This is a genomic window from Stappia stellulata, from assembly GCF_020176715.1.
Lineage (GTDB): Bacteria > Pseudomonadota > Alphaproteobacteria > Rhizobiales > Stappiaceae > Stappia.
Genome location: NZ_JAIVMF010000014.1, coordinates 32,704 through 56,692 on the forward strand (window position 1 = coordinate 32,704; position 23,989 = coordinate 56,692).

At 66.0% G+C, this 23,989-nt stretch carries 21 protein-coding genes; 7 read left to right on the forward strand and 14 right to left on the reverse strand.

What is annotated here, in order from left to right; genetic code table 11:
- Nucleotides 1-20 precede the first annotated feature (20 nt).
- The gene (locus tag LC092_RS15595) at nt 21-791 is read left to right on the forward strand and encodes an NTP transferase domain-containing protein (RefSeq protein ID WP_224808091.1); all 771 of its coding nucleotides are present in this window, start codon (nt 21-23) and stop codon (nt 789-791) included.
- On the opposite strand, the gene LC092_RS15600 is transcribed toward LC092_RS15595, so the two are convergent.
- The gene (locus LC092_RS15600; RefSeq protein WP_224808092.1) at nt 777-2,003 is read right to left on the reverse strand and encodes an LptF/LptG family permease; all 1,227 of its coding nucleotides are present in this window, start codon (nt 2,001-2,003) and stop codon (nt 777-779) included. The genes LC092_RS15595 and LC092_RS15600 overlap by 15 nt on opposite strands.
- A complete protein-coding gene (locus tag LC092_RS15605; RefSeq protein WP_224808093.1) occupies nt 2,000-3,223 on the reverse strand; it encodes an LptF/LptG family permease in 1,224 nt (407 codons plus the stop codon). The genes LC092_RS15600 and LC092_RS15605 overlap by 4 nt, the downstream gene beginning before the upstream one ends.
- A gap of 199 nt (nt 3,224-3,422) precedes the next feature.
- On the opposite strand from LC092_RS15605, the gene LC092_RS15610 reads away from it, so the two are divergent.
- Complete coding sequence (locus LC092_RS15610) at nt 3,423-3,875, forward strand: phosphatidylglycerophosphatase A (RefSeq protein ID WP_224808094.1); 453 nt, start codon at nt 3,423-3,425, stop codon at nt 3,873-3,875.
- Between the two features lie 8 nt (nt 3,876-3,883).
- Here LC092_RS15610 and LC092_RS15615 read toward each other — a convergent pair whose 3' ends face one another.
- The 12 genes from LC092_RS15615 to LC092_RS15670 all read right to left on the reverse strand — a co-directional run bounded on the left by LC092_RS15615 (nt 3,884) and on the right by LC092_RS15670 (nt 17,088).
- On the reverse strand, nt 3,884-4,834 hold the full coding sequence (locus LC092_RS15615; protein WP_224808095.1) for a phosphatidate cytidylyltransferase: 951 nt from the start codon (nt 4,832-4,834) through the stop codon (nt 3,884-3,886).
- Nucleotides 4,835-5,662: an SDR family oxidoreductase gene (locus LC092_RS15620; RefSeq protein WP_224808096.1), complete on the reverse strand. Its 828-nt coding sequence runs from the start codon at nt 5,660-5,662 to the stop codon at nt 4,835-4,837.
- Between the two features lie 4 nt (nt 5,663-5,666).
- On the reverse strand, nt 5,667-6,779 hold the full coding sequence (locus LC092_RS15625; RefSeq protein WP_224808097.1) for an inositol-3-phosphate synthase: 1,113 nt from the start codon (nt 6,777-6,779) through the stop codon (nt 5,667-5,669).
- Between the two features lie 137 nt (nt 6,780-6,916).
- Nucleotides 6,917-7,564: a DUF4833 domain-containing protein gene (locus LC092_RS15630; protein WP_224808099.1), complete on the reverse strand. Its 648-nt coding sequence runs from the start codon at nt 7,562-7,564 to the stop codon at nt 6,917-6,919.
- A 65-nt stretch (nt 7,565-7,629) separates the two neighbouring features.
- Nucleotides 7,630-8,868 carry an aminotransferase class I/II-fold pyridoxal phosphate-dependent enzyme gene (locus tag LC092_RS15635; RefSeq protein ID WP_224808101.1) on the reverse strand — a complete coding sequence of 413 codons (1,239 nt, stop codon included), beginning with the start codon at nt 8,866-8,868 and terminating at the stop codon, nt 7,630-7,632.
- A 580-nt stretch (nt 8,869-9,448) separates the two neighbouring features.
- Nucleotides 9,449-10,609 carry a 2-aminoethylphosphonate--pyruvate transaminase gene (locus tag LC092_RS15640; protein WP_224808103.1) on the reverse strand — a complete coding sequence of 387 codons (1,161 nt, stop codon included), beginning with the start codon at nt 10,607-10,609 and terminating at the stop codon, nt 9,449-9,451.
- On the reverse strand, nt 10,606-11,751 hold the full coding sequence (gene aepY, locus LC092_RS15645; RefSeq protein ID WP_224808105.1) for a phosphonopyruvate decarboxylase: 1,146 nt from the start codon (nt 11,749-11,751) through the stop codon (nt 10,606-10,608). The genes LC092_RS15640 and aepY overlap by 4 nt, the downstream gene beginning before the upstream one ends.
- A gap of 7 nt (nt 11,752-11,758) precedes the next feature.
- Nucleotides 11,759-13,336 (reverse strand): phosphoenolpyruvate mutase, encoded by a 1,578-nt coding sequence (aepX, locus tag LC092_RS15650; RefSeq protein WP_224808186.1) that lies wholly within the window; start codon nt 13,334-13,336, stop codon nt 11,759-11,761.
- Nucleotides 13,337-13,490: 154 nt separating this feature from the next.
- Entirely contained in the window at nt 13,491-14,297 is an 807-nt protein-coding gene (locus LC092_RS15655; RefSeq protein ID WP_224808107.1) for a phytanoyl-CoA dioxygenase family protein, read from the reverse strand.
- Between the two features lie 301 nt (nt 14,298-14,598).
- Entirely contained in the window at nt 14,599-15,591 is a 993-nt protein-coding gene (acuI, locus tag LC092_RS15660) for an acryloyl-CoA reductase (RefSeq protein ID WP_224808109.1), read from the reverse strand.
- 46 nt (nt 15,592-15,637) lie between these two features.
- Complete coding sequence (locus tag LC092_RS15665) at nt 15,638-16,249, reverse strand: DUF1326 domain-containing protein (protein ID WP_224808111.1); 612 nt, start codon at nt 16,247-16,249, stop codon at nt 15,638-15,640.
- Between the two features lie 14 nt (nt 16,250-16,263).
- Entirely contained in the window at nt 16,264-17,088 is an 825-nt protein-coding gene (locus tag LC092_RS15670) for a DUF2182 domain-containing protein (RefSeq protein ID WP_224808113.1), read from the reverse strand.
- Between the two features lie 263 nt (nt 17,089-17,351).
- On the opposite strand from LC092_RS15670, the gene LC092_RS15675 reads away from it, so the two are divergent.
- From LC092_RS15675 to urtC, 5 genes are all read left to right on the forward strand, one after another.
- Nucleotides 17,352-18,074 carry a FadR/GntR family transcriptional regulator gene (locus LC092_RS15675; protein ID WP_224808114.1) on the forward strand — a complete coding sequence of 241 codons (723 nt, stop codon included), beginning with the start codon at nt 17,352-17,354 and terminating at the stop codon, nt 18,072-18,074.
- Between the two features lie 122 nt (nt 18,075-18,196).
- Complete coding sequence (locus LC092_RS15680; protein ID WP_224808115.1) at nt 18,197-19,426, forward strand: CaiB/BaiF CoA transferase family protein; 1,230 nt, start codon at nt 18,197-18,199, stop codon at nt 19,424-19,426.
- A 224-nt stretch (nt 19,427-19,650) separates the two neighbouring features.
- The gene (urtA, locus tag LC092_RS15685) at nt 19,651-20,949 is read left to right on the forward strand and encodes an urea ABC transporter substrate-binding protein (RefSeq protein WP_224808116.1); all 1,299 of its coding nucleotides are present in this window, start codon (nt 19,651-19,653) and stop codon (nt 20,947-20,949) included.
- A gap of 173 nt (nt 20,950-21,122) precedes the next feature.
- On the forward strand, nt 21,123-22,775 hold the full coding sequence (gene urtB / locus LC092_RS15690; RefSeq protein ID WP_224808117.1) for an urea ABC transporter permease subunit UrtB: 1,653 nt from the start codon (nt 21,123-21,125) through the stop codon (nt 22,773-22,775).
- Between the two features lie 28 nt (nt 22,776-22,803).
- On the forward strand, nt 22,804-23,985 hold the full coding sequence (gene urtC, locus LC092_RS15695; protein ID WP_412103591.1) for an urea ABC transporter permease subunit UrtC: 1,182 nt from the start codon (nt 22,804-22,806) through the stop codon (nt 23,983-23,985).
- The last annotated feature ends 4 nt before the right edge of the window (nt 23,986-23,989 follow it).

Here is a 23,989-nt window from a genome sequence, read left to right on the forward strand (position 1 = left end):
TATCATATTCCGGCGGTTCAATGGTCGACATCACTGCAATTTTTCTGGCCGCCGGGCGTGGCATGCGCATGGGCGAACGCGGACGCATGATCCCCAAGGGATTGCTGTCGATCGGCGAGGCGACCTTCGTCGAGGAAGCGGCCAGCACCTTGCGCGCGCACGGGATTTCGGCGCCGCGCATCGTCACCGGCCACCTGGCGGACCAATATGCAACGCTGGCGAGCGAGCGCCTGCCCGACGCCGAGCTGCGCCACAATCCCGACTTCGCCACCAAGGGATCGCTCCACAGCCTGCTCGTGGGACTGCGAGGCCAGACCGGACCGTGCCTGCTGCTGGAATCCGACCTGATTTTCGAGCCGCGCGCCGTGGCGGCCGCGATTGCGGACCCGTCGCAGGCCGCCCTGCTTGTATCCGGCGCAACGGGCGCGGGCGACGAGGTCTATGTCTGGGCCGACGAGAAAGCCGGCCAGAACTGCCTGCGCGACATGTCCAAGGACGCCGCGCGCTGGCCGGATCGCCACCATGGCGAGCTGGTCGGGCTGACCTATCTGACGGAACGGGCCGTGGCGCATCTGAACGCCATCGGCGCCGCAATGGTCGCCCAGGACCCGATGGCGGACTATGAAAGCGGCATCGTCGCCCTCGCCGGTGAGGAGCCCGTCGCCTGCCCTCGGATCGACGATCTCGCATGGGCGGAAGTCGACAACGAGGCAATGCTGGAACGCGCCGCGACCCTTGTCTATCCGCGCATTGACGCAGCCCGCCGGGCACACCCGCTAATGCGGGCGTGACAGGACGGCCTGCGCGACAAGCGTTCCGACAAGCGCGAAGACGACGGCGATCCAACTGCTGGTGAAACCGGACAGCGCGCCGATCTCGCCCATTGCCCAGGAAACCTTGGTGGCCACGAGCGCGAAATACCCGCAAAGCGCCAGCCCGACGATCCGCCCCGGCGAGACGATCCGGCCGGAGCCCGCGATCGGCGCCAGACTGGCCCCAAGCAACGCATAGGCTCCGGGAAGGAAAAACGCCGCAATGCGCCGCCACAAGGCAGCCTCGACGTCCGGCCCCTTCAACGGATTGTCGTCTGCCGCCAGCCGTTCAAGCGGCTGTTGCGGCAGATAGAAAGCCGGAATGTCGAAATACGTCAGCGTTGACGGAAGCACATCCAGACGAATGTCGAGCGTTGCGTAGCGCGAGATCAGATAGAGCGGTTGCTCCGCATAGCCCTCCGATCCCGGCTCTCCCTCGTCCCCGCTTCTGTCGTCGGGCGGCAAGCTCGCCCAAAGGTCCACATCATGGAACCGCCAGAAACCGCCCTGCCCCAGGGGCTCTGCCTTGCGCGCAACGATCACGTCACGCAAGTCGCCGGAAACCACCCCTCGATAGAGTTCAACATCCCTGAATTCCGGCCGATCGGCACGCACGATCCGTGCCCTCAGCGTCGTATCGTTGACCACGAGCCAGCGCTTGTCCGCGAGCACGCCCCGTTTGAAACGGCCACCATAGGCGCCAAGCTCGAGATCCGCCTGGGCGAAGACGGCCGCCGGTCGCCACCAGCGTTCCAGCGAGCCCTGCAACGCGCCGCTGAGGCAGGCAAAGGCGGCAACGGCCACCAGCGTCTGCCGCGGCGACCAGCCGGCGGCGGCAAGGATCGTCGTCTCGCGATTGAACAGACGATAGAGTTCCGCCGCGAACACCCCGATGAAACAGGCGACCGGAAAGAGCCGCGTTACAATATCGACCGTGCGAAACCCGAGGTAGGTCGCAAGAAGCACAGGGCCGGACCGCTCGAGCTCGACGGCGCGGGCGAGCACGCCGTCGAGGTTCTGCGCCAGATCGATCGCCCAGGCGATGATCAGGAACATCGCCATCACGAGCGCCGTCACTTTCACGTAGAGCGCAAGCGCCCGGCGGGCGGCAATGCCGAACAGCGCCACGGGAGGCCCGGCGGCGATCCGCCACCCGTAGCTGCCTTTTGCCTGCGCCGCCCCCATGCTCATGCCCGTTCGTTCACCGGACGCAGCAACGCCGCCGATCGCGCCCCGACCGTCAGCACCAGGAGCAACGCAAGGCCGAGCCCGGTGACGGATCCAAGCGACACCATGGCGGCGGGCTGGGCAAGCGCCACCGAGCCAAGCAGCGTCCGCAGGCCGACGTCGAGGGCAAGAAGGACCGCGCAGGCGAACGGCATTGCGAAATAACCGGTCAAGCCCCCGGAGGCGAAGGAACAGGCCAGCAACGCCAGAAGCGGCGCCAGAAAGGCGGCGATCGCCCTGGCGAAGCGTTCGCCGGCAATCTGACGCGCGGCCGCCCCGGCCTCCGACCCGGCCGATCCCGGATCGAGCGCCTCGAAGAAGGTCCATTCCTGCGCCACCTCGCCGCGGGCGGCGTGGTGCAGGATGTTGGTCAGGCTGACGGGAACGGACACATTCTCCACCTTCATGCGCGGAAGCACGGGTACACTCTCCAGATCCGGCGTGCCGAGCGCGCGCAGGTTCGACCCGCGCCCGCTGCGCAAGACCCCGCCAGCGCGGTCTTCGGGCGCGACGCGCACGAAATCATAGGCGATCACCCGGCCAAGCCCCAGATTGTAGTTGCCCTTATCGTCGGGCCCCTCGAGGTTCCAGTTGCCGGCCTGGGTCACGCGCCAGGTGCCCTCCTCGCCCGGCTGATGCACGAACAGGCTCTCGTGCGGCGGCGAGACCGACGTGTCACTCAAGGCGGCGAATGTCTTTCCCCGGATCGTCTCGATCAGCGTGCCTTCGCTGGGCTCGGTGATGCGGCGAAACAGGAGATCGCTCTTCAGGGTGAAGATGACGGTCCGGGTGGCGTTCTTCGCCAGCGGATTGACGAAACCGGACACGGCAAGACTTGCGCCGAAAGCGCAGACCCCGAGGACAAGCGCGACCTTGAGCGGCAGCGCCGAGGAGACGCCGGCTGCGGAGAGCGCAACCATCTCGCGCTCCTCGCGCGCCGCGACAAAGGCGAAATAGCCGCCGATGACGCAGGCAAGCGCCAGCGCGAAATCGAAGATCTCAGGAGACGAAAGCAAAAGGATGAACACGGCCGACAGCACGTCGCCGCCGTTGCCGAGCACCTGTTCCAGGATGCCGGTCAGCTCTTCCGCCAGAAACACCACCTCGATCGTCACCAGAACGATCAGCACCCTTGCGAGCACCCGCAAAAATAGCGAGCGGGTGGCGAGCGACCAGCCTCTCATCACGCACCACCACGGGACCGGCGCGCTGCACGGCCGCCGGCGGTGTGGCGTTGATCGTCAGTGCGTCGCGGCATCGCTCCCAATTCCGTTTCGTGCTAAAGCACCGGTCGAACCGGCATCCTCCTGGCAGGATCCATCACGGACCCGCTCCGCGAGAAAACAGACCCTGATTCCCTCGCGCCATCATAGGCCGCAGCCCATGCGACGTCTTGCCCATATCCTTGCCCTGTCCTTCGGTGCCGGTCTGTCGCCGGTCTGGCCGGGAACCGTTGGCGCGGCCGTCGGACTTGTGTTTGCCGCCGCGCTCCTGCCGCTCGCGCCGGCGCTTCAGGCCGGACTGCTGGCCGCCTTGCTCCTGATCGGCATCTGGGCCTCCGCGATCGTTGCCGCCGACACCGGCGAGGACGATCCGCAGATCGTGGTGATCGACGAAAGCTTCGGCGCCGCGGCCGTCGTGCTCGCGCTTCCCGCCGAACCGCTCTGGTGGATTGCCGGTTTCATCGCCTTCCGCGCCTTCGACATTCTCAAGCCCTGGCCGGTCAACTGGGTGCAGGACAGCGTTCCGGGTGGGACCGGCATCATGCTCGACGATGCCGCCGCCTCCGTCTTCGCTCTGGTCGTGCTGCTACCGCTTGTCTATCTGCTTCGCTAGGTCTCAGCTCACCCGGCAACCGCAGCCAGCAGAACAAGCGCCGGCCCGGCGATCAACCAGGCATCGGCGATATCGAGCGCGCCGCCCTGGCGCGGCAGCACCGCCGGATAGTCCTTGACACCCGAGGCGCGCTTCAGCCGCGACCCGGCAAGATCGCCGCCGACGGCGGCCACCGCGATGAGCGCGGCTGCAAGCAGGGAGGCGGCAAGGCTCCAGCCGAACACCAACGGCCCGACAAAGCCCGCCGTCAGCGCCATCATCGCCCCGCCAACCGCCAGACCCTCCACCGTCTTTTTCGGGCTCAGCACGGGAAAGGCCGGACGGCGCCCGAAGAGCTTGCCGCCGAGCAGCGCGTAGCTGTCGTAGGTCTCGACCAGCAGGAAGGCGAGGAGCAGCAGCCCGGCGTTGGATGCATCCCCCGCCGCCGCCATGAACAGAACCAGCGGCACGGCCGGAAACACCAGCAGTTCCAGCGTGACGGCAAGCGGCTGACCGGCATGTGTCAGGAAAGACCGCCACAGGATGGCAAGGCCCGCCAGCAGCGCCCCGGCACCGGCAACAACGGGAAAGGAAACCCGTGCGGCAAGCATGCCGGCAAGCGCCAGACCGCCACCGGCTGCCAGCGGAAGCAGCCACCTGAGCAAGAGGTCGCCCGGTCGCCCCCCGGCGGGAGCAAATCGCAGCAACGCCACCTGCGTCGCCTCATAGCCGACCCGGACCGCCAGCAGGACAAGCGCCAGATCGAGCAGGGCACCGCCGGCAACGAAGGGCAGAACCGCGACCGCGACGATCACCATCTCGGTTGCAAACACCGGCCAGATCGGCCGCGCCTTGCGCGAGGTCGCGGGCAGAACGCTTGCAAGGGCCAGCGCGAGACCGCCGAGCGCAAGCCCCGCGGCCACCGTTGCGGCAACGAGCATCATCGGGACGGGGGTCAGGGAAAGCAGCGGCAAGGACATTCAGCGATCGTGCTTTCTCGCGATCCGCGCCTGATAGACGCGCAGCAGCGGCGACAGGAGACTGTGCCCGTGGGCAAGCAGCCGCATCTGCGCGCCGGGTGTCACCAGAAAGCGGCGGCGGCGTGCGGCCGCGATGATCTGTGACGCGACCCTGTCCGCCGGCCACAGGCCGCCGCCGGCGGTGATGGCCTTGGTTGCCGCCGGTTTGGTGCGGCATTCCTCCGCCAGTTGCGGCGTGTCGGTATCGGGCGGATAGGCAAGCGTCACATGAATGCCCCGGGGCGCGAGTTCCACCCTGAGCACCTCGGCCAGCCCGCGCATGGCGAATTTCGACGGCGCATAGGCGCCATATCCGTAGATCCCGAAAAACGCCGCGCCGGAGGAGACGAAGACCATATGACCGCTTCCGGCTTCAGCCATCGCGGGAGCAACCGCATGCGCGACATGCAGGGCCCCGAGATAGTTGGTGCGCATCTGGTCGAGATGATCGTCAAGCGGCTGTTCCAGGAACCGGCCGGGACGGGCGATGCCGGCATTGAGCACGACCCAGGCCGGAGGCCCCATTTGCGCGATCACGGTTTGGACGGCACCGGAGGCCGCCGCCACGTCGCCGACATCCGCCGGATAGCAGTTTACCGTCGCCTCAGGTACCGCGGCACCGACGAGGCGCCGGGTTTCCTCCAGTCGCTCGATGCCCCGGGCGAGCAACGCCAGGTCAAAGCCGTCGCGTGCAAGCCTGAGCGCAAGGGCGCGACCGATGCCGCTGCTGCCGCCGGTGATCAGCGCCACCGGCCGGCGCGATTGGTGCGACGCGCCGGCAGCGCTCATCGGCTCACGCCTCCGTTTCACCCGCGAAGGCCAGCAAACGAGCATAGCCTTCCGCATCCTCGAACTGAACCGGCGGATGCTTGAACAGGAAGGCGCTGGCATCGTCCACCGGACCGGACAGCCCCTTGTCTCGGGCGATTGCCGCGCAGCGGATGGCGATCAGCGCCATGGCCGCTGCATTCGGCGAATCCTCGACCTCAAGGCGCATCTCCACATGGGTGCGCACGCCGCCGAAGAGCCGCCCTTCCAGCCGGACATAGGCGACCTTGCGGTCCTCCAGCCACGGCACGTAATCCGACGGGCCGATGCGGATCTCGTTGTCCGACAGCCGCGAATTCATCGCCGTCTGCACGGCCTCGGTCTTGGATTCCCGCTTCATGGTGAGGCGGTCCATATCCATCATGTTGAGGAAGTCGGTGTTGCCGCCAACGTTCAACTGATAGGTCTTGTCGATCTTAACGCCGCGCATGTCGGCAAGACGCGCCAGCGCGCGGTGGGTGATCGTGGCGCCGAACTGCGCCTTGAAATCGTCGCCGACGATGGGCACGCCCGCCTTGCGGAACCGCTCCGCCCAGGCGGGATCGGAGGCGATGAACACCGGGATACCGTTGACGAAGGCGCAGCCGGCCTCAAGCGCGCAGGCGGCATAAAACTCCGTCGCCTCGATGGAGCCGACCGGCAGGAAGTTGATCATCACCTCGGCACGGGCCTCGCGCAATGCGGCGACCACACCGGCCTTGTCGAGCGCGGGCTCCTGCGAGACCACGAAACTGCGGTCCGGCGCCTGGTTGCGCATGAAGGCGGACACGCCGTCGAGATCGGGACCGCGCATCACAGGCGCGGTCATCGTCCCGAGGTCCTTGTGGAAGACCTCCGTGCAATTGGGCAGCGCGAGCGCCGCCTCGCCGACGGTCCGGCCGACCTTGCGCGCATCGACGTCGAAGGCCGCGACAATTTCCACATCTTCCGGGCGATAGCCGCCAAGCGTGGGGAAAGCCACACCGATCGCCTCGTCACCCAGAGCGCGGCAATAGGCAATGCCCTGAACCAGGGAACTGGCGCAATTGCCTGCTCCAACGATCGCCGTACGGATCGGCCTGGCGGAAGAACCTGTCATGATCTGCTTCTTTTCCCCTGCGCGTCGTCCGATGCGGCGACGGTCGCCGGCACCGGCAGGTCTTGTGTTCTGGCGCGCCGTTCCCTTGCGCGACCAGCCGAAATGCTGTGAACCGAGCTCCCTCGGCCGGTGCAGCGTTACTCTATCTGGATGCGTTCGACCAGCGCCTTGCCGGTGGCGAGATCGCGGCCCATCACCCGCACCTCGCGCACGCTCGGCATGAGCCCGTCCTCATTGACGTCGACATAGGCGTAGAGCGGCCGGAACGTCCGCTCGCCGGCGGTCGCGGTGACTTCCGCACGCCCCGGTTCCACCAGTTTCAGCGTCGCCATCCGCTCCGGGTAGGACACCACATAAAGCTTGAAGACGTTCGGATCGCCGGTCGCCTGGGCGCGGACGCCGAAGGCAAAATTGTCCTCCACCATCTTCAGCGCCTTGCGCTCCCCGGTGGTGTTGAACCGGCGCCAATAGGCAACCACGGGCTCGTCCGGATCAAGCGTCCCGTCGTCGCGGAAGTTCGCCACATAGACAATGGTGTTGGAGTTGGTCGAGCGCTGCAGGTAAAACAGCATGCCGGTCTCGTCAGGCACCGGAAAGTCGGGGCGCACGACCGGAACCTCCTCGACAAGCGTGACGCTGGACCCGGCAACGGCCTGTTCGGTTCCCGGACGGATGCGCGTGCCTTCCTGCGCCTGCGACAGCGACCCGACCACGAGAACCCCGAACGCCAGCGCAAAGGCGCCAAGCCTTGCAACGGCGCGCCGACGCGTGACGACCCGTGTCATCGGCGTCGGTCTCCAGTCCTGTTCGCTCTCTGCCGGCATTGTCTGCTGTACCGCTGGACGGGCGATCAGGCGCCCGCGATCGCCGGGCGCGGCTCCGCGTCGGCGCCGTCGAAGCTCGCCACGATCTCGGCGATGAGCCCGATGGTCTTTTCCATCTGGTCCCGGGTGTGTTCGGCGGAAATGAAGAAGCGGATGCGGGGAAGATCTTTCGGCACGCCCACCTGGACGATCGGCGGCGCGTAGATCCCGGCGTCGAGCAGCGTCTGCGAGACGATCATCGTCTGCTCGGGCGTGGCGAAGAGGATCGGCACAACGCCACAGCCGATGGCATCGCCCGTGTTCAAGCCACAGTCGCGGGCGTGGTCGCGGAAGAACAGCGAATTCTCATGCAGCCGGGCAACCCGTTGCGGATTTGCCTTGAGGTGGGTCAGCGCGCCTTGCGCCGCACCAAGGGTCGCAGGCGACAGACCGACACTGTAGACGAAGCCCGGCAGACAGAACCGGAGCCAGTCGATGACGCTCTTATCCGCGCAGACGAAGCCGCCGGAGGACACGAAGGATTTCGACAAGGTGCCGACGCCGAGTTCGATCCGGCGCGGGTCTATCCCGAAATGCTCGCACAGGCCGCGACCGGTCTCGCCGAGCACGCCGTAGGAATGGGCTTCGTCGACCAGGAGCCAGGCGTCGTGCTTCTCCTTCATCTCGACAAGGCGGGGAAGATCGGGGATGTCGCCATCCATCGAGTAGAGACCCTCGACGACGACGAGCACGTTCCGGTACTCGCCGCGACACTCTTCGAGCTGGCGCTCAAGGTCGTCGAGATTGTTGTGATCGAAGGTCCGGTATTCGTAGCGCCCGTTCTTCGCTCCGACGAAAATCGAGTTGTGAGCAAGTTCGTCGATCAGCACCAGGTCGCGCGGCCCCATCAGGAAGTTGATGAGGGAGACATTGACCAGATAGCCGCTGACCAGCGTCATGACGTCGCCGACGCCTAGAAATTCCGCCAACTCCGTCTCGAAGGCGCGGTGGCCGCTGCGCTCGCCGCCGACAAGCCGCGACGCACCGACGCCGCTTCCCAGCCGGTGCAATTCGGCGCTCGACGTCTCGATGATATCGGGATGCTGGCTCAGGCCGAGATAGTCGTAATGCGCGAAACTGATGAAGGGGATACCGTTGCGTTCGCAGATTTCCCGTTGCCGGTCGACCGGCAGAAAATACGGATTGTGGCGCTCGATGATCGCCTTTCCGGCCAAGCGGAAACGGCGCTCGGCAACCACGGAAAAACTTGGCCGCTCAGGCTTCATTCTCGTCTACCCCCAACACCCGATCAACTGTCGAAAACAAGCCGGGCCTTGTCAAATTTCTGTCTCGCAAATCGCCGACGCGTGATGCGCGGTCTTGCGGACCACAAGATGGTCGGGACCTCGACGGACAGAACCAGCGAGGCGCTCGCGCAGAGCCAGCCGGTTCGCCAAAGCCCAAAACTGTGGCCGACCCGCCAAGGCTTTTTTTTGATGTTTATCAGGCGGATTTCGCTAAATAACCGAAAGCACCCGGCCTGTCGAGTAAGCCGACCAAGGGTTGGCCGCCTACCACGGACCGGCCGATTGCCGGCTTGCCCGAAACGCGCGGCACGAATGCCGCCTGCCGGGGCCGGGGTCCGCGTCTCTCCCGACCGGTTCAAGAGATCCGCAACGTCAGAAACTGCGCTCAAACTCCCGGCATATCAGAAATTATCACAAGGGTTTCCCTTGCCCGCGCCCGCACCTTCCGCGTGGCGGCGCCCCGGCCCGCGCCTGCCGGCGAAGGGGTCGCAGGAGCGGGAGACACGGACAAGCGCGAGCCGCGCTCCCGCCGAAGACCCGCACGCGACCTCGCGGATCGTCACGAGATCACTTTCTGTTTCATCTCTGACACAACCTCGCCCGCCGCCAGAAGGAACGCGTCGATGGTGACAGGATCGATCGCTCCGATGACGCCGACGCGAAACGTGCCGCGGCCGGTCATCTTGCCGGCATAGATCGCAAAGCCGCGCGCGCGCAGCGCCTCATAAAAGGCCGGGAAGGCAAACCAGCGTTCGTGCGGTTCGACGAAGGAGGCAATCACCGGCGCCTGGCGCGCCGGATCGAGCGCCGGGTAAAACCCGAGATCCGCCATTCCCGACAGGAGCGTGTCGAGATTGCGCGAATAGCGCGCCAGCCGCGCGGGCGGACCGCCCTCCGCCTCCAGTTCGGCGAGCGCCGCATCGAGCGCGGCAATCACATGCGTTGGCGGGGTGAACCGCCACTGCCCGCCGTTGGCGAGCGCCTCCGCCTGCGCCTGGAGATCGAGCACCACGGACGGCGAGCGTCCCCGCGCCGCCTCCAGCAGATCCTTGCGGCACACCACGAAGCCGAGACCCGGAACGCCTTGCAGGCACTTGTTGGAGGATGCGGCCATTGCCGCCAGCTCCAGCCCGCTCATATCGACCGGCAACGCGCCGAAACCGCTCATGCTGTCGACCAGAAGCCAGCGCCCTTCGGCGCGCACACAGCTTGCGATTTCCTCCAGGGGATTGAGCAGGCCCGAGGTCGTCTCGCAATGGACCATCGCAACGAAACCGATTTTCGGATCCGCGCGAAGCCGGCGCGTAATTTCGGCGGCGTCATGCACGTCGGTTTCCGCGACCTCATAGATCTCGACGGCGCGACCGCTCTTGCGACAGATGTCGGCCATGCGATGGCCGTAGGCACCGTTGACCAGCAGCAAAACCCGCTCTCCCGCGCCGACGAAGGTCGTCAGCATCGCCTCCACGGCGAATGTGCCACTGCCCTGCAAGGGAACGCAGACATGCGCCGCCTCCGTTCCGCCGGCAAGCGCGCGAATGCGCTCGAACACGGTATGGGACAGATCGACGAAGGCTGGATCCCGCGATCCCCAGTCGCGAAGCATGGCTTCCTTGACGCGGGCGCTCGTCGTCAGCGGTCCGGGCGTCAGCAGCACGGGCGTCTGCGCATCGTCGCTCGACCGGCTGGCGGCGGTCTTCGCGTATGTTGGGCTGCTCATAACGTCTGTTCCCCCAGATAGGTCCGAAAGCGGCGCGCCACCTCGCGCGGGGCAACCGTCGGCCGGCCAAGTCCCTCCACCGGATCCGTCGACACCCTGACGTGGAGCAACCGGGGCCCGGGGGCCGCAAGCGCTGCCTGAAGAGCCGCAGCCGCACCGCCGAGGCCTGCGGCCCGGGCGGCGAAACGATAGCCGCAGGCGGCCGCAACCTGCGCGAAATCGACGTTCGGCGAAACCGTCGCCTGCCCGCCGGTCGACAGGTGGCAGCCGTTGTCCAGCACGATATGGGTCAGGTTTTCCGGCGCCTGCGCGCCGATGGTCGCCATATTGCCGAGCTTCATCAAAGCCGCGCCGTCGCCGTCGAGGACGACAATCTCGCGGCCGCTGTTCAGGGCCGCTCCCAGGCCGATTGCGCTGGCCCCGCCCATCGAACCGACGCAGTAGAGATTGCGCGCCTCATCGCCGAGGGTGAAGAGCTCGCGCCCCGTGTGCCCGGTCGTGGCGATCACGCCCGCGCCCTCTGGCAGGAGCCGCAAGAGCGCCTGGAGCGTGTCGATGCGCCGTGCCGCCGCGGCGGCCGCATCGAAATCGGCAATTTGTGAAGGCGCGCGTTTTTCAAGACCCGGCTCCTCCCGCGGTGCTGCGGCAACCGCGCCCTTGGGCTGGACCAGCGCCACCGGCTGTCCGGTCTCGCGCATCAGGCGCGCGGCCTGTGCGAGGCAGCTCTCCACATCGGCGGCATTTTCGGGAAAATCGAGACGCCGCGCGCCGATCAGATCGAGCATCGGTTGGGTGATCCGCCCCATCAGCTCGTGCTGCGGTTCGTCCGTCAGCCCCGGCGCGCCGCGCCAGGTGACGATCATCAGCGTCGGGATGGCGAAGGGATGGTTGAGCGAGGTGATCGGATTGACCGCATTGCCAAGGCCGGAGTTCTGGCACATGACGGCGGTGTCCCGCCCGGCAAGCCAGGCACCGGCGGCAATCGCCACGGCCTCGCCCTCGCTGGTCGCGCCGACATAGCGGGTCTGCACATCCGAGATCGCCGCATTCATCAAGGGCGTCAGGAAACTGCAGGGAACCCCGGCGAAAAAACCGATGCCCTGCCGCTTGGCGGCATCGAGAAACTGTCCGGCTTCGATCATCTTGCGCTCACACCGCGTCCCGCGCCTGGGCGAGGTCCATGAGGTCGTTCACATTGCCCCAGTAACCGCGCACGTAAACGACCCCGATCCGCTCGCCCTCGCCGGCCAACCGGGTCAGGACCGCACCGAGATCGGCGGTGTCGAGGGTCCCCTCGACCTCCATCGCTGCCAGCGTCTCGCGGATCCGGCTCACGCCCTCGGCGTTTGCGCGCATCAAGCCGATAAAGGTGCCGTTGGCAGCCGTGCCATCGGTAACGAAGCTCGTGAGGAAGACCGGCGCACCGGTCACCTCGAGATCGGCATCATGAGGCTGCGAACACGCGACCGCGTCGCGGAGGAGCTGACCGCCGGCAGCGGGATCCGCCTGCGGATCGACCAGAAGCACAATGTCGGCCTGCGCCTCTTCCAGGAGCGACAGAAAGAACGGCCGGTAGAGAATGTCGCCATAGGAAACGATCGTGTCGCCTTCGCCCTGCGTGAGCGCAAGCGCCAGCGACCGGGCCTCGCCGGAGGAGGCATGAGCCGGGTTTTCCACCTTGCGAATGCCCGGTACGACCACCGCATCCTCGCGGTAGCCGACGACAACGGAAATCTCCGACACTCCGTGTCGGCCCAGCGCCTCGACCTGGCGGCCGAGCAGCGACTGTCCGCGCACGGGCACCATGCACTTGGGGCGATCCGCGGTCAGCTCGCCCAGCCCCTCTCCCCGCGTCGCCGCCAGAATGACGGCCCGCGCCGGGTCGCGTGTCGAGAGGTAGCGCTTTTCCGCCTGTTCCAGTTCCTGCGCGCCGGCGAGGGCGAAGACGTCGGCGAGCGGCGCAACCGCATCCTCGACCTCCAGCAGCGTTTCCTGCGCCTTCAGCTTGGCGCAAGTGTCGCGCATGGCCTGGATCGAGCTTCTGAGATTGTGGTTGGCCCAGATCACCATCGCCGCATTGGCATCGCGGAACCGGTCCGTCGGGGTGCGGTAGTATTTGGTCGGAATGAGCACCACCGGCGCACGGTTCTCCCATTGCCGGCAGAACTCGAGGATCTCGTCGGCGGTGCTCTTCTTGGAGTGAATGACGATCGCATCCGCGCCGGCCTCGACATAGGCATGGGCGCGCGTCAGCGCCTCATCCACGCCCCGCCCCGCGATCAGCGCCTCGACCCGTGCAACCACAGTGAAATCCGGATGCGTCTGCGTGTCCTTGCCGGCCTTGATCTTTCCGCAGAACTCGTCGACGTCGGCCAGCGGCTGGTTTTCGCCGAGGAAAGAATTCGTCTTGGGAAAGATCTTGTCCTCGATGCAAACGCCGGCGATGCCGCGCTCGCAGAGCTTTTGCACGAAGCGGCGGAAATTGTTGAAATTGCCGTAGCCGGTGTCGCCATCGACGAGGATGGGCAGCGACGTCGCGTCGGACATATATTCCAGCATGTCGAGGACCTGCGTCCAGGACAGTTCGTTGTTGTCCCTGACCCCCAGCATCGCCGACATCGACAGGCCGGACGCCCAGATCCCCTCAAACCCCGCCTCCTCGGCGATGCGGGCCGACAAGCCGCTGTGCGCTTCCATCAGGAAGGCGAGCTCGGGGCGGGTCAACATCTGCCGCAAGCGGGTGAATCTCGATGCCTGGGTCGGCAGCCGATCGGGGAAGCCATCGAAATGCAAGGGAATGCCCTTTCTGGATACTCAGGATCGTCGGCGAAAAGACGGTGCAACGACAGGCCGACGGGTCAGGGTGCGAAGAAATGGAGCCTCAGACGCGGAATGTATAGTCGCCGGACGGGTTCCGCTCCACATCGGGCGGGTAGGCTGCATGTTTATCGGCATAATAGGCATCCAGATGGTCGCCCTCGGATGCGCGATTATAGGTCGCGAAATAGAGCCGGCGCTGCTCTTGCGCGCGATTGACGGAAGAGCGGTGCGGACAAAAGCTGTCGATCAGGACCACATCGCCGGGCCGGGTTTCCACGGGCACGAATGTCATTGTCTTCATGTCGTCCTCGCTCAGCGGTTCCCATTCGCGGAACATGCCGTCGCGATGATGCCCGGCGGCGAACTCTACGCAGCCGTTTTCCTCCGTCGATGCATCGATCGACACCATGATCGACACGAACCGGCTGGCATAGTTCCACCAGCCCGCCTGCTGATCCTGATGCGGGGTGAAACCGGCGCCCCCCGGGCGTTTGAAATTGAGTTTTTCCTTGAAGAGCACCGCGGGCTCCTCGAGTGCCACCGTCGCATAGGCCGTCAGCGCGCGGCTGAGCGTTGAAAACACGGGAGAATGGCGTTCGAGATACTCCATCCGGCTGATGACCCGCCGTGCTTCAGGGTCACAGACCGTCTCGCCATAGACCCAGTGCTGGCCAGGCTTTTCCGGCATGGATTCCAGCCGCCGCACTTCCTGTTCGATCATCTGGAGCGCCGCCGGGGGAAAAGCCTGCTCGAGCAGGAGATAACCGTCGTCGTGATAGCGACGGGCTTCGTCGTCCGTCATGCTGCGCAGGGCAAACGTCGGTGCGTCCGGTGAGGACGAGGCGGTCCCCTTGCCTGAATGTGTCATCGCGACGTCTCCTCCAGCAGTCAAACGACATGACCGGTCGAAACTGAAAGACCCATTGCCGCCGACAGTGCGCGCCCGCGCGCCAGCCAAGTTCGCTCGGACACCAGTCCTAGCGAACTCTCGCACTGAAGAAAAGAATGCAGAACGATTGTTGCCGATCCCGCGACGCCATCCTGCCGCAAGCGCGCCCCGGACCGACCTGCGTCCCGAGACCCAGCGACACCCAACGACGCTGATCCGCGAGCCGGCGGTTCGTCCGCCCGTCCCCGCGGGAAACGCAGGGACGGGCGCCGGCTTTTGGTCAGGCGTTGACGTCGACGACGACGCGGCCGCGCACTTCGCCCTTGAGAATGGCGCGGCCCAGGTCCGGCAGGTCGGCGAGCGTCGCCGGCTGGATCATGTCGGCGAGCTTGTCCATCGGCAGGTCCTGCGCGATGCGCGACCAGGCCCTGACCCGGTCCTCATAGGGCCGCATGACGGAATCGATGCCGAGCAGATTGACCCCGCGCAGCAGGAAGGGAATGACCGTGGCAGGCAGGCCCGCACCGCCGGCAAGGCCGACGGCAGCAACGCTTGCGCCATATTTCATCTGCCCGAGCACCCGCGCCAGCATCGCCCCGCCGACCGCATCGACGCAGCCGGCCCAGGTTTCCGCTTCGAGCGGGCGCTTGACCGTTTCGTTGATATCCGCGCGCGGAACGATGCTCTTCGCACCGAGCCCCTTGAGATAGGCCTCCGTTTCCGGACGTCCGGTCACCGCCGCCACCTCGTGGCCGAGCTTTGCAAGAATGGCGGTTGCCACCGAACCGACGCCGCCGGCCGCACCGGTCACGAGAACCGGGCCGGATCCGGGCGTCAGCCCGTGATCCTCAAGCGCCATCACCGCCAGCATTGCGGTAAAGCCGGCCGTACCGACCGCCATCGCATCGCGGGTGGACAGCCCCTCGGGCAGCGGCACCAGCCAGTCGGCCTTGACCCGGGCCTTCTGGGCGTAGCCGCCCCACCAGACCTCGCCGACGCGCCAGCCGGTGAGAACGACCTTGTCGCCGGGCTTGTAGCGGGGATCGTCGGAGGCCTCCACCGTGCCGGCGAAATCGATCCCCGGCACATGCGGATAGCTCCGTACCAGCCCGCCGCCCGGTCCGAGACACAGGCCATCCTTGTAGTTCACGGTGGAATAGTCCACCGCCACCGTAACATCGCCGTCGGGCAGACGGCTTTCATCGATGGACTGAATGCCGGCAGACGTCGATCCATCCTCGGCCTTTTCGACGATCAAAGCGTTGAAGCTCATGCCTTCGTCCTTTCCTGTCTCTTCGCGTTGGAGTGCGTGCCGGCGCTCAGCCTTGCCCGCCCCAGTCGATTTGGCAAATCTCGGCACTGCGGCCATCGAAATCCCAGACGCGGCCAAAGGCCCGCACCCGCCCCTTGCTGGCGGTCGCGATGGTGATGTCCGGTCCCATCCAGTAGCCGGTGTTGGTGACCATCACGTCGGTGTCCGGGTCGGGCCCGGCAATCGGCGCGACCTCGCCCTGGATCGCCTTGCCGACGGTCAGCCGGCGCGTCTTGCCCTCGGTCTGGAAGTCGACCGGCGCGCGCTCGGCGCCGAGAAATTCCGATACGAGCAGCTTGAACAGCCCTGTGGTTCCCCGCGCCCGGCCCGAGAAGATCTCGATCAGCCCGTCGTAGGCCCGATCGGACGCGCGCTCGTCGATATAGGCGGCGCATTTCCAATTGCCGCGCGCCATATTGCCCGGAATGTCGAGCACCAGGCCGACGTTCAGCCCCGAGAGGTCCTCCCCCTTGTAATGCCCGCTGTCGATGCGCACCCCCGCCCAGGCCTGGCAATAGCCCTCCGTCGGCGGATGCTTGCCGAGCGACACGACGCAGGGACAAAACACCGTGCAGTTGCAATTGAGGATCAATTCCCCCTTGATCGCCCAGTCCGCCATTTTTCTTCTCCCGATCAGATGACGTTTGTCAGACGCAGCGCGTCCATAAGTCCGGCGACGATCAGCACCGCCGCCAGCGGCCGGGTGAGCAGACGGCCCACATCCGGCAGTTTCTCCAGGACCATCACCAGCGTGGCGAGCCCCATGAACGCCAGGTTCATGGTTCCCCCGACGAAGGCGAGCAACATCAAGGCCCAGCAACAGCCGACGCACACGAGCCCGAGCCTGAGGCCCATGGCAGCCGCACCAGCCGTTCCCTCGCGCCAGTTCGCGACAAAGAAGGTCAAGGGCGCGCGGCACTTGCTGAGGCATGCAGCCTTCGCCGGAGACAGCTGGTAAAGGCCGGCGAGGACCAGCAGCGCGGCACTCGCCCCCGGCGCGAACAGGACGCCGTCTGGCCGCAGCCATCCGGCCGAGGCAAGGCCGAGCTGCAGCGCCGCCGCCAGGACCGAAAATCCCATCCACGCGAACAGATAGCCCGCAATCAGAGCCCAGAAGCCCGCCGAAGATCCCGCCCCGGCGTATCCAAGATCGAGATAGGTTCGAAACGCGGGAAGAGCGGTCGGCGCCATCATCGCGGCGCTCATCACCGCCCACATGCCGAAGACCGCCGGAAAGCCGGCAATGCCGGGCGAGACCGCACAGATCGACCGCCAGTAGTCGGCGCCGAACACCTCGCTGCCCGGCGGCAACTGCGAGGCCGCCGACATCCACATCAAGACGCCCCAAGCGCCGAGCACCAGGGCGAAAAACCCGAGCCAGAGTGTTGCCCGACCGCCACCTGCGAACCGCGAGCCGCGCGCGGCGGAACGTTGCCCGGACAAGGGGTGAGCGGTCATTGGCATTGCCTCCCGATGCGGATGCGCTTCGGCACAAGCCGGCGATCCGTCCGTTTTCCAACCGCCGTCACTGCCTGCGAGCGACCGTCCTCTCGGCGGCTCTTTGCCTCAAAGACGCCCCCGGACCGGGGTGGCGGCGTGTTGCAGCCAACTTCGAAAACGCGCCTTCAATTGTCAAACATTATTTTGTCTGACATTTATTGGATAGACATTTGACCCTCTTCCGGGACACCCTTATGGTCGCGGCGTCAAAGAGGATGTCCATGTCGATCGAGTATACGGGAATCACGCGCGAGGGCCTGTCGAAGCAGATCGCCGACGCGATCCGCACCGCCATCATCGACGGCCGGCTGATGGTCGATGAACGGCTGCCCAGCGAGACCGAGCTTGCCGACCGCTTCGGCGTGTCGCGGCCGACCGTGCGCGAGGCCTTGAAGCGTCTGGCCGCTCAGAACCTGATCCGCACCCAGCGCGGCCCGACCGGCGGCGCTTTCGTCAACCGGCTGACCTGGTCGGAAGCGCATGACGCGCTGGTGACGACCTCCACACTCCTGATCGGCATGAACGACATCCCCTTCGAGGAAGCCATCGAGGCCCGATTCGCGCTGGAGGCGGCCTGTCTGCCCTTCGCGGTCGAACGGCGCAGCGACGACCAGCTGGAGAGCCTGCGTCAAGAGATCGAAAAGCAACGTCGCGGCGGAATGTCGGACGAGGCGTTTTGTGCCTCCGACGTGCGCTTCCACCGGGTGCTGGTGGATGCGGCCGATAATCCTGTGCTGTCCTTCCAGATGGCCGGGGTCATCGAGGCGATGCAGCCGCTGATGAACATGCTGACCTACCGGATGCGCGACCGCACGAGGATCGCCCGGCTGCATGCCACCCTTGCCGACGCCCTTGAGACCCGCGACGCCCCCGCCGCGCTGGCGACGCTCAAGGAGCTTGGCGACTACACCCAGGACCTCGCCCGCGCCCGCCGCGAAGGGTAGCCGCGACCGGCGCCCTGCAGGACGCCTGGGAATGATGTCGCCACCGCAAGTCATTGGACGTAGTCGCCTGCGCGGGCTAAGACCGCAGCCAAGCTCGTTCATTCCAAATGGTGAGAGACTTCATGACCGGCCCCCTGTCGCACCTGCGCGTCCTCGATCTGTCCCGCGTTCTCGCCGGCCCCTGGTCGACGCAGACGCTTGCCGACATGGGCGCGGAGGTGATCAAGATCGAGCGTCCCGGCACCGGCGACGACACCCGCGGCTGGGGTCCCCCTTTCGTGGAGGACGGCCCCGCCGCCGGTGAAAGCGCCTATTTCATGGCGGCAAACCGGGGAAAGAAGTCGGTCGCCGTCGACATTTCGACCGAAGCCGGCCGAAACCTGCTCGTCGATCTCGCCAGGAAGTCGGACATTCTGGTGGAGAACTACAAGGTCGGGGGCCTGAAGAAATACGGTCTCGACTATGCGAGCCTCGCGGAGATCAACCCGTCGCTCATCTATTGTTCGATCACCGGTTTCGGCCAGACCGGCCCCTACGCCCAGCGCGCCGGCTACGACTTCATGATCCAGGGCATGGGCGGGCTCATGTCCGTCACGGGCGAGCGCGACGCGGTGCCAGGCGGCGGCCCGCAGAAGGCAGGCGTGGCGCTTGCCGACGTGCTCACGGGGCTGAATGCCACCATCGCCATCCTCGGCGCGCTGGCCCACCGCGAGCGCAGCGGCGAGGGTCAGCATATCGACATGGCCCTCTTCGACGTGCAGGTCGCCTCGCTCGCCAACCAGGCGCTCAGCTATCTGGTCTCGGGCACATCGCCCGTACGCATGGGCAACGCCCACACCGCCATCGTTCCGTATCAGGCCTTCGAGACCGCGGACGGCCACATCATCCTCGCGGTGGGCAACGACGGCCAGTTCCAGCGCTTCTGCGAGATCGCCGGCCGTCTTGACCTTCCCGCCGACCCGCGCTTTGCCCTCAACCGCGACAGGGTCAGGAACCGCGAGGTTCTGGTGCCGGTGATCGCCGAGATCATCAAGACGCGCAGCACCCGCGACTGGATCGACGTTCTGGAGGCGGCAGCCGTTCCCTGCGGCCCGATCAACACCATCGCGGAAGTTTTCGAGGAACCGCAGGCCAAGGCCCGCGGACTGCTGAACCCGGCCCTGCCCCACGCCAGCGGCGGAACAGTGCCCGGCGTTGCCAGCCCCTTGCGGTTTTCGAAAACGCCGGTCAACGACACCGTCGCGCCGCCCGTTCTCGGCCAGCACACACGGGACGTCCTGTCGGGCGTTCTCGGCCTCGACGACGACGCGATTTCCGCCCTTCTGGCCTGCGGTGCCGTGGAGTGCATGTGACGCTGCGGCACGCTGCGGTGCAACATTTTTGTGCAGTGCGCAGGCCTGCCGCTTAATTTTGCAACGCCGGCCGCGCGACAGACCGACACGCAAGGTCACCGGAAAAGCCTTTAGAAAACAATTTCCTCAGCGGAAACTCTCCCTGCGTTTTCCGCATGGCACGGTTCTTGATCCTCTTGCTGACGTCTCTTCCTCCCAGGGAGACGCGACAGAGGGGAAAAACAATGACCGTCAAACACACGAAATCCTTGTCCGGCCTTGCGCTCGCCGCGATGCTCGCCTCCACCGCCTTCACCGGAGTTCAGGCCCAGGAAGAGACCATCAAGGTCGGCATCCTGCATTCGCTGTCCGGCACCATGGCGATCTCCGAGACCACGCTCAAGGACGCCATGCTTATGCTCATCGAGGAGCAGAACAAGAAGGGCGGACTGCTCGGCAAGAAGCTTGAGGCCGTGGTCGTCGATCCGGCGTCCGACTGGCCGCTCTTCGCCGAAAAGGCCCGCGAGCTGATCGAAGTGAACGGCGTTTCCGCCGTCTTCGGCTGCTGGACGTCGGTGTCGCGCAAGTCCGTCCTGCCCGTCTTCGAGGAGCTGAACAGCCTGCTGTTCTATCCGGTCCAGTATGAGGGCGAGGAAAGCCAGCGCAACGTCTTCTACACGGGTGCGGCGCCCAACCAGCAGGCCATTCCCGCCGTCGACTACCTGATGAACGAGGAAGGCGTCGAGCGCTGGGTGCTGGCCGGCACCGACTACGTCTATCCGCGCACCACCAACAAGATCCTCGAGGCCTACCTGAAGTCCAAGGGCGTGGCGGATGAGGACATCATGATCAACTACACGCCGTTCGGACATTCCGACTGGCAGACGATCGTGTCCGACATCAAGACCTTCGGCTCCGCCGGCAAGAAGACCGCGGTGGTCTCCACCATCAACGGCGACGCCAATGTGCCCTTCTACAAGGAACTGGGCAACGCCGGCATCAAGGCGGAAGACATTCCCGTCGTCGCCTTCTCGGTCGGCGAGGAGGAGCTTGCCGGCCTCGACACCGGTCCGCTCGTCGGCCATCTGGCCGCGTGGAACTATTTCCAGTCCGTCGACACCGAGGTCAACGCCGAGTTCATCGACGCCTGGCATGCCTATATCGGCGACGACACGCGCGTGACCAACGATCCGATGGAAGCACATTTCATCGGCTTCAACATGTGGGTCAAGGCGGTCGAGAAGGCCGGCACCACGGACCCCGACGCGGTGATCGATTCCATCATCGGCGTGACGGTGCCCAACCTCACCGGCGGATATTCCGCGATGATGCCGAACCACCACATCACCAAGCCCGTGCTGATCGGCGAGATCCAGGACGACGGCCAGTTCGAGACCGTGTGGGAAACCTCGGGTCTTGTCGTCGGCGATGCCTGGTCGGATTATCTGGAAGGCTCCAAGGACCTGATCGCCGACTGGCGCGCGCCGATGTCCTGCGGAAACTTCAACACCGCCACCGGAAAATGCGGCGGCTCGGGCAGCTAATCCCGGCCTTCGCATCCAGAGGGGAGGGAGGCGGGCAAAGCACCCGCCTCCCCCATCCCCGTCGCCGGACCGCAAGCCTTGGGGCCTCCGCCCTTGCGCGGTACCACGCATCGCGACCGGCGCGTCATCCCGCGCCCGTCCCTTGACCTTCCCACCCCGGGGTCCTGCCAATCATGCCGATTAGCCCGCGACGCCACCTTGCCGCCCTGAGAGCTCTCGCCGCCTTGCTGGCGCTCACGCTGCTGTGCGCCGTCTTCGCCGGCACGGTGCAGGCTCAGTCCGCCGACGACGACCTGCGGGCGCGACTGAACGCGCTCGCCTCCGGCGGCTTCGACGAGACCCAGCGCCAGATCGACGCGATCGCCGCAACGGGCGATCCGCGCGCAGCTCCCGCATTGGAAGCTCTTTCGGAGGGCGACCTCTATTTCCGGCAATCGGACACCGCTGTCTTCATCGTGCGCAAAGAGGGCTCCGGCTACAGGCTCCAGGATCCGCTGACACTGGAAGACACCGGCACGGCCGGACGGCGCGAGGTCAAGAAGATCCGCGTCAACAACCGCCTGCGCCGGGCGATCCGCACCGCGCTCGGCACGCTGACGCTGCGCGCGCCCGACCCGGCCGCGCGCATCGAGGCCGCCGACGCCATCTTCAAGGCGCAGGATGTCGACAGCATCGAGCCGCTGGACGCCGCCCTTGCCGCCGAGACCGACACGGACGTGGCGCGGCACATGCGCGAGGCCCGCGCCGCCGCAGTGCTTGCCTCCGACCGTCCGACGCAAGACAAGCTCGAGGCAATCGCCACCATTGCCGCGCGCGGCGACCGCGATGCCCGCTCCCTGCTCACCGGCATTTCCAACGGCCCCGACACCGCCCTGCATGAGGCGGCCAATGCGGCGATCGCCAAGGTGGAGCGCGTGCAGGGTCTGTGGGACACGGCCAGAAACATCTGGTTCGGACTGTCGCTCGGCTCCGTGCTGCTACTGGCCGCCATCGGCCTTGCAATCACCTTCGGCGTGATGGGCGTGATCAACATGGCGCATGGCGAGATGGTCATGCTCGGCGCCTACACGACCTTCGTCGTCCAGAGCCTGTTTCGCACGGCCGCACCCGAATACTTCGACTATTCGCTGATCGTGGCGCTTCCCGCCGCTTTCCTCGTCGCCGGGCTCGTCGGAATCGCCATCGAGCGCGGCATCATCCGCTTCCTGCACGACCGTCCGCTCGAAACCCTGCTGGCGACCTGGGGCGTCTCGCTGATCCTCCAACAAAGCGTGCGCACGATCTTCGGACCGACCAACCAGGAGGTCGGCAATCCCTCCTTCATGTCCGGCGCCTTCGAGATCGGCCAGCTCACCATCACCTACAACCGGCTGTGGATCGTCGTCTTCGCGCTTGTCGTCTTCACCGTTTTACTGGTGGCGATGAAGGCGACCCGCTTCGGCCTCTATGTGCGCGCGGTCACCCAGAACCGGCGCATGTCCGCCTCCATGGGCATCCGCACCCCGCTGGTCGACGCGCTCACCTTCGGCCTCGGCTCGGGGATCGCCGGGATCGCCGGCGTGGCGCTCTCCCAGATCGACAATGTTTCGCCCAACCTCGGCCAGTCCTACATCATCGACAGTTTCATGGTCGTCGTCTTCGGCGGGGTCGGAAACCTCTGGGGCACACTGCTCGGCGCCTTCACGCTCGGGATCGCCAACAAGTTCCTGGAACCGGTCGCCGGGGCGGTTCTGGCCAAGATCCTGGTGCTCGTCTTCATCATCCTCTTCATCCAGAAGCGCCCGCGCGGCCTGTTCGCGCTCAAGGGCCGGGCGGTGGACGCATGAGCCGCGCCGTCACCGGGAGGACCTCGTCATGACGCTCCGCTTTCTCTCCGGCGGCCTGACCGGCGGGCGCATCGTCATGCTGGCGCTGCTCGTCGCCGCCGCGATCCTCGTGCCGGTGCTGAACCTTGCCTTGCCCGAAAGCCACCCGCTGCATGTGCCAACCTATGCCGTCACGCTGATGGGCAAATACCTCACCTATGCGCTGCTTGCGCTGGCGCTCGATCTGGTGTGGGGCTATTGCGGCATTCTCTCGCTCGGCCACGCCGCCTTCTTCGCGCTCGGCGGCTACGCCATGGGCATGTATCTGATGCGCCAGATCGGCACGCGCGGCGTCTATGGCGATCCGGTCCTCCCGGATTTCATGGTCTTTCTCAACTGGCAGGAGCTGCCCTGGTACTGGTACGGCTTCGACGCCTTTCCCTTCGCGATGCTGATCGCGCTGGCGGCCCCCGGTCTGCTTGCCTTCATCTTCGGCTGGTTCGCCTTCCGCTCGCGGGTGACCGGCGTCTATCTCTCCATCATCACCCAGGCGATGACCTATGCGCTGCTGCTCGCCTTCTTCCGCAATGACATGGGCTTTGGCGGCAACAACGGCCTGACCGACTTCAAGGACATTCTCGGCTTCGACATCCAGTCGGACGCCACCCGCGCCGGGCTTTTCGCGGCCTCCGCGCTGGCGCTCGCGGGCGGACTGGTGATCGCGGTGGCCATCACCGCCTCCAAGCTCGGCAAGGTGCTGATCGCCGTGCGCGACGCGGAAAGCCGCACCCGGTTTCTCGGCTACCGGGTCGAGCACTACAAGCTCTTCGTCTGGACGGTGTCGGCGATGATGGCAGGCCTTGCCGGCGCGCTCTACGTGCCGCAGGTCGGGATCATCAATCCGGGCGAATTCGCCCCCGCCAACTCGATCGAAGCCGTGATCTGGGTCGCCGTCGGCGGGCGCGGCACGCTCGTCGGTCCGATCATCGGCGCGGTTCTCGTCAATTTCGCCAAGAGCTGGTTCACCGCCGCCCTGCCGGAGTTCTGGCTGTTCGCGCTTGGCGGGCTCTTTGTCTTCGTCACGCTGTTCCTGCCGAAGGGCATCGTCGGGCTCGCAAAATCGGCCGTGCAGCGCCTGCGCCGCATGCGGGAGCCGCAGACGCCCGGCCGCGAAACGAAGACGCCTCGCGAGATGGCGGCAGCCCGCCCAAGCGAACAGGCGGCGGAGTAACCCA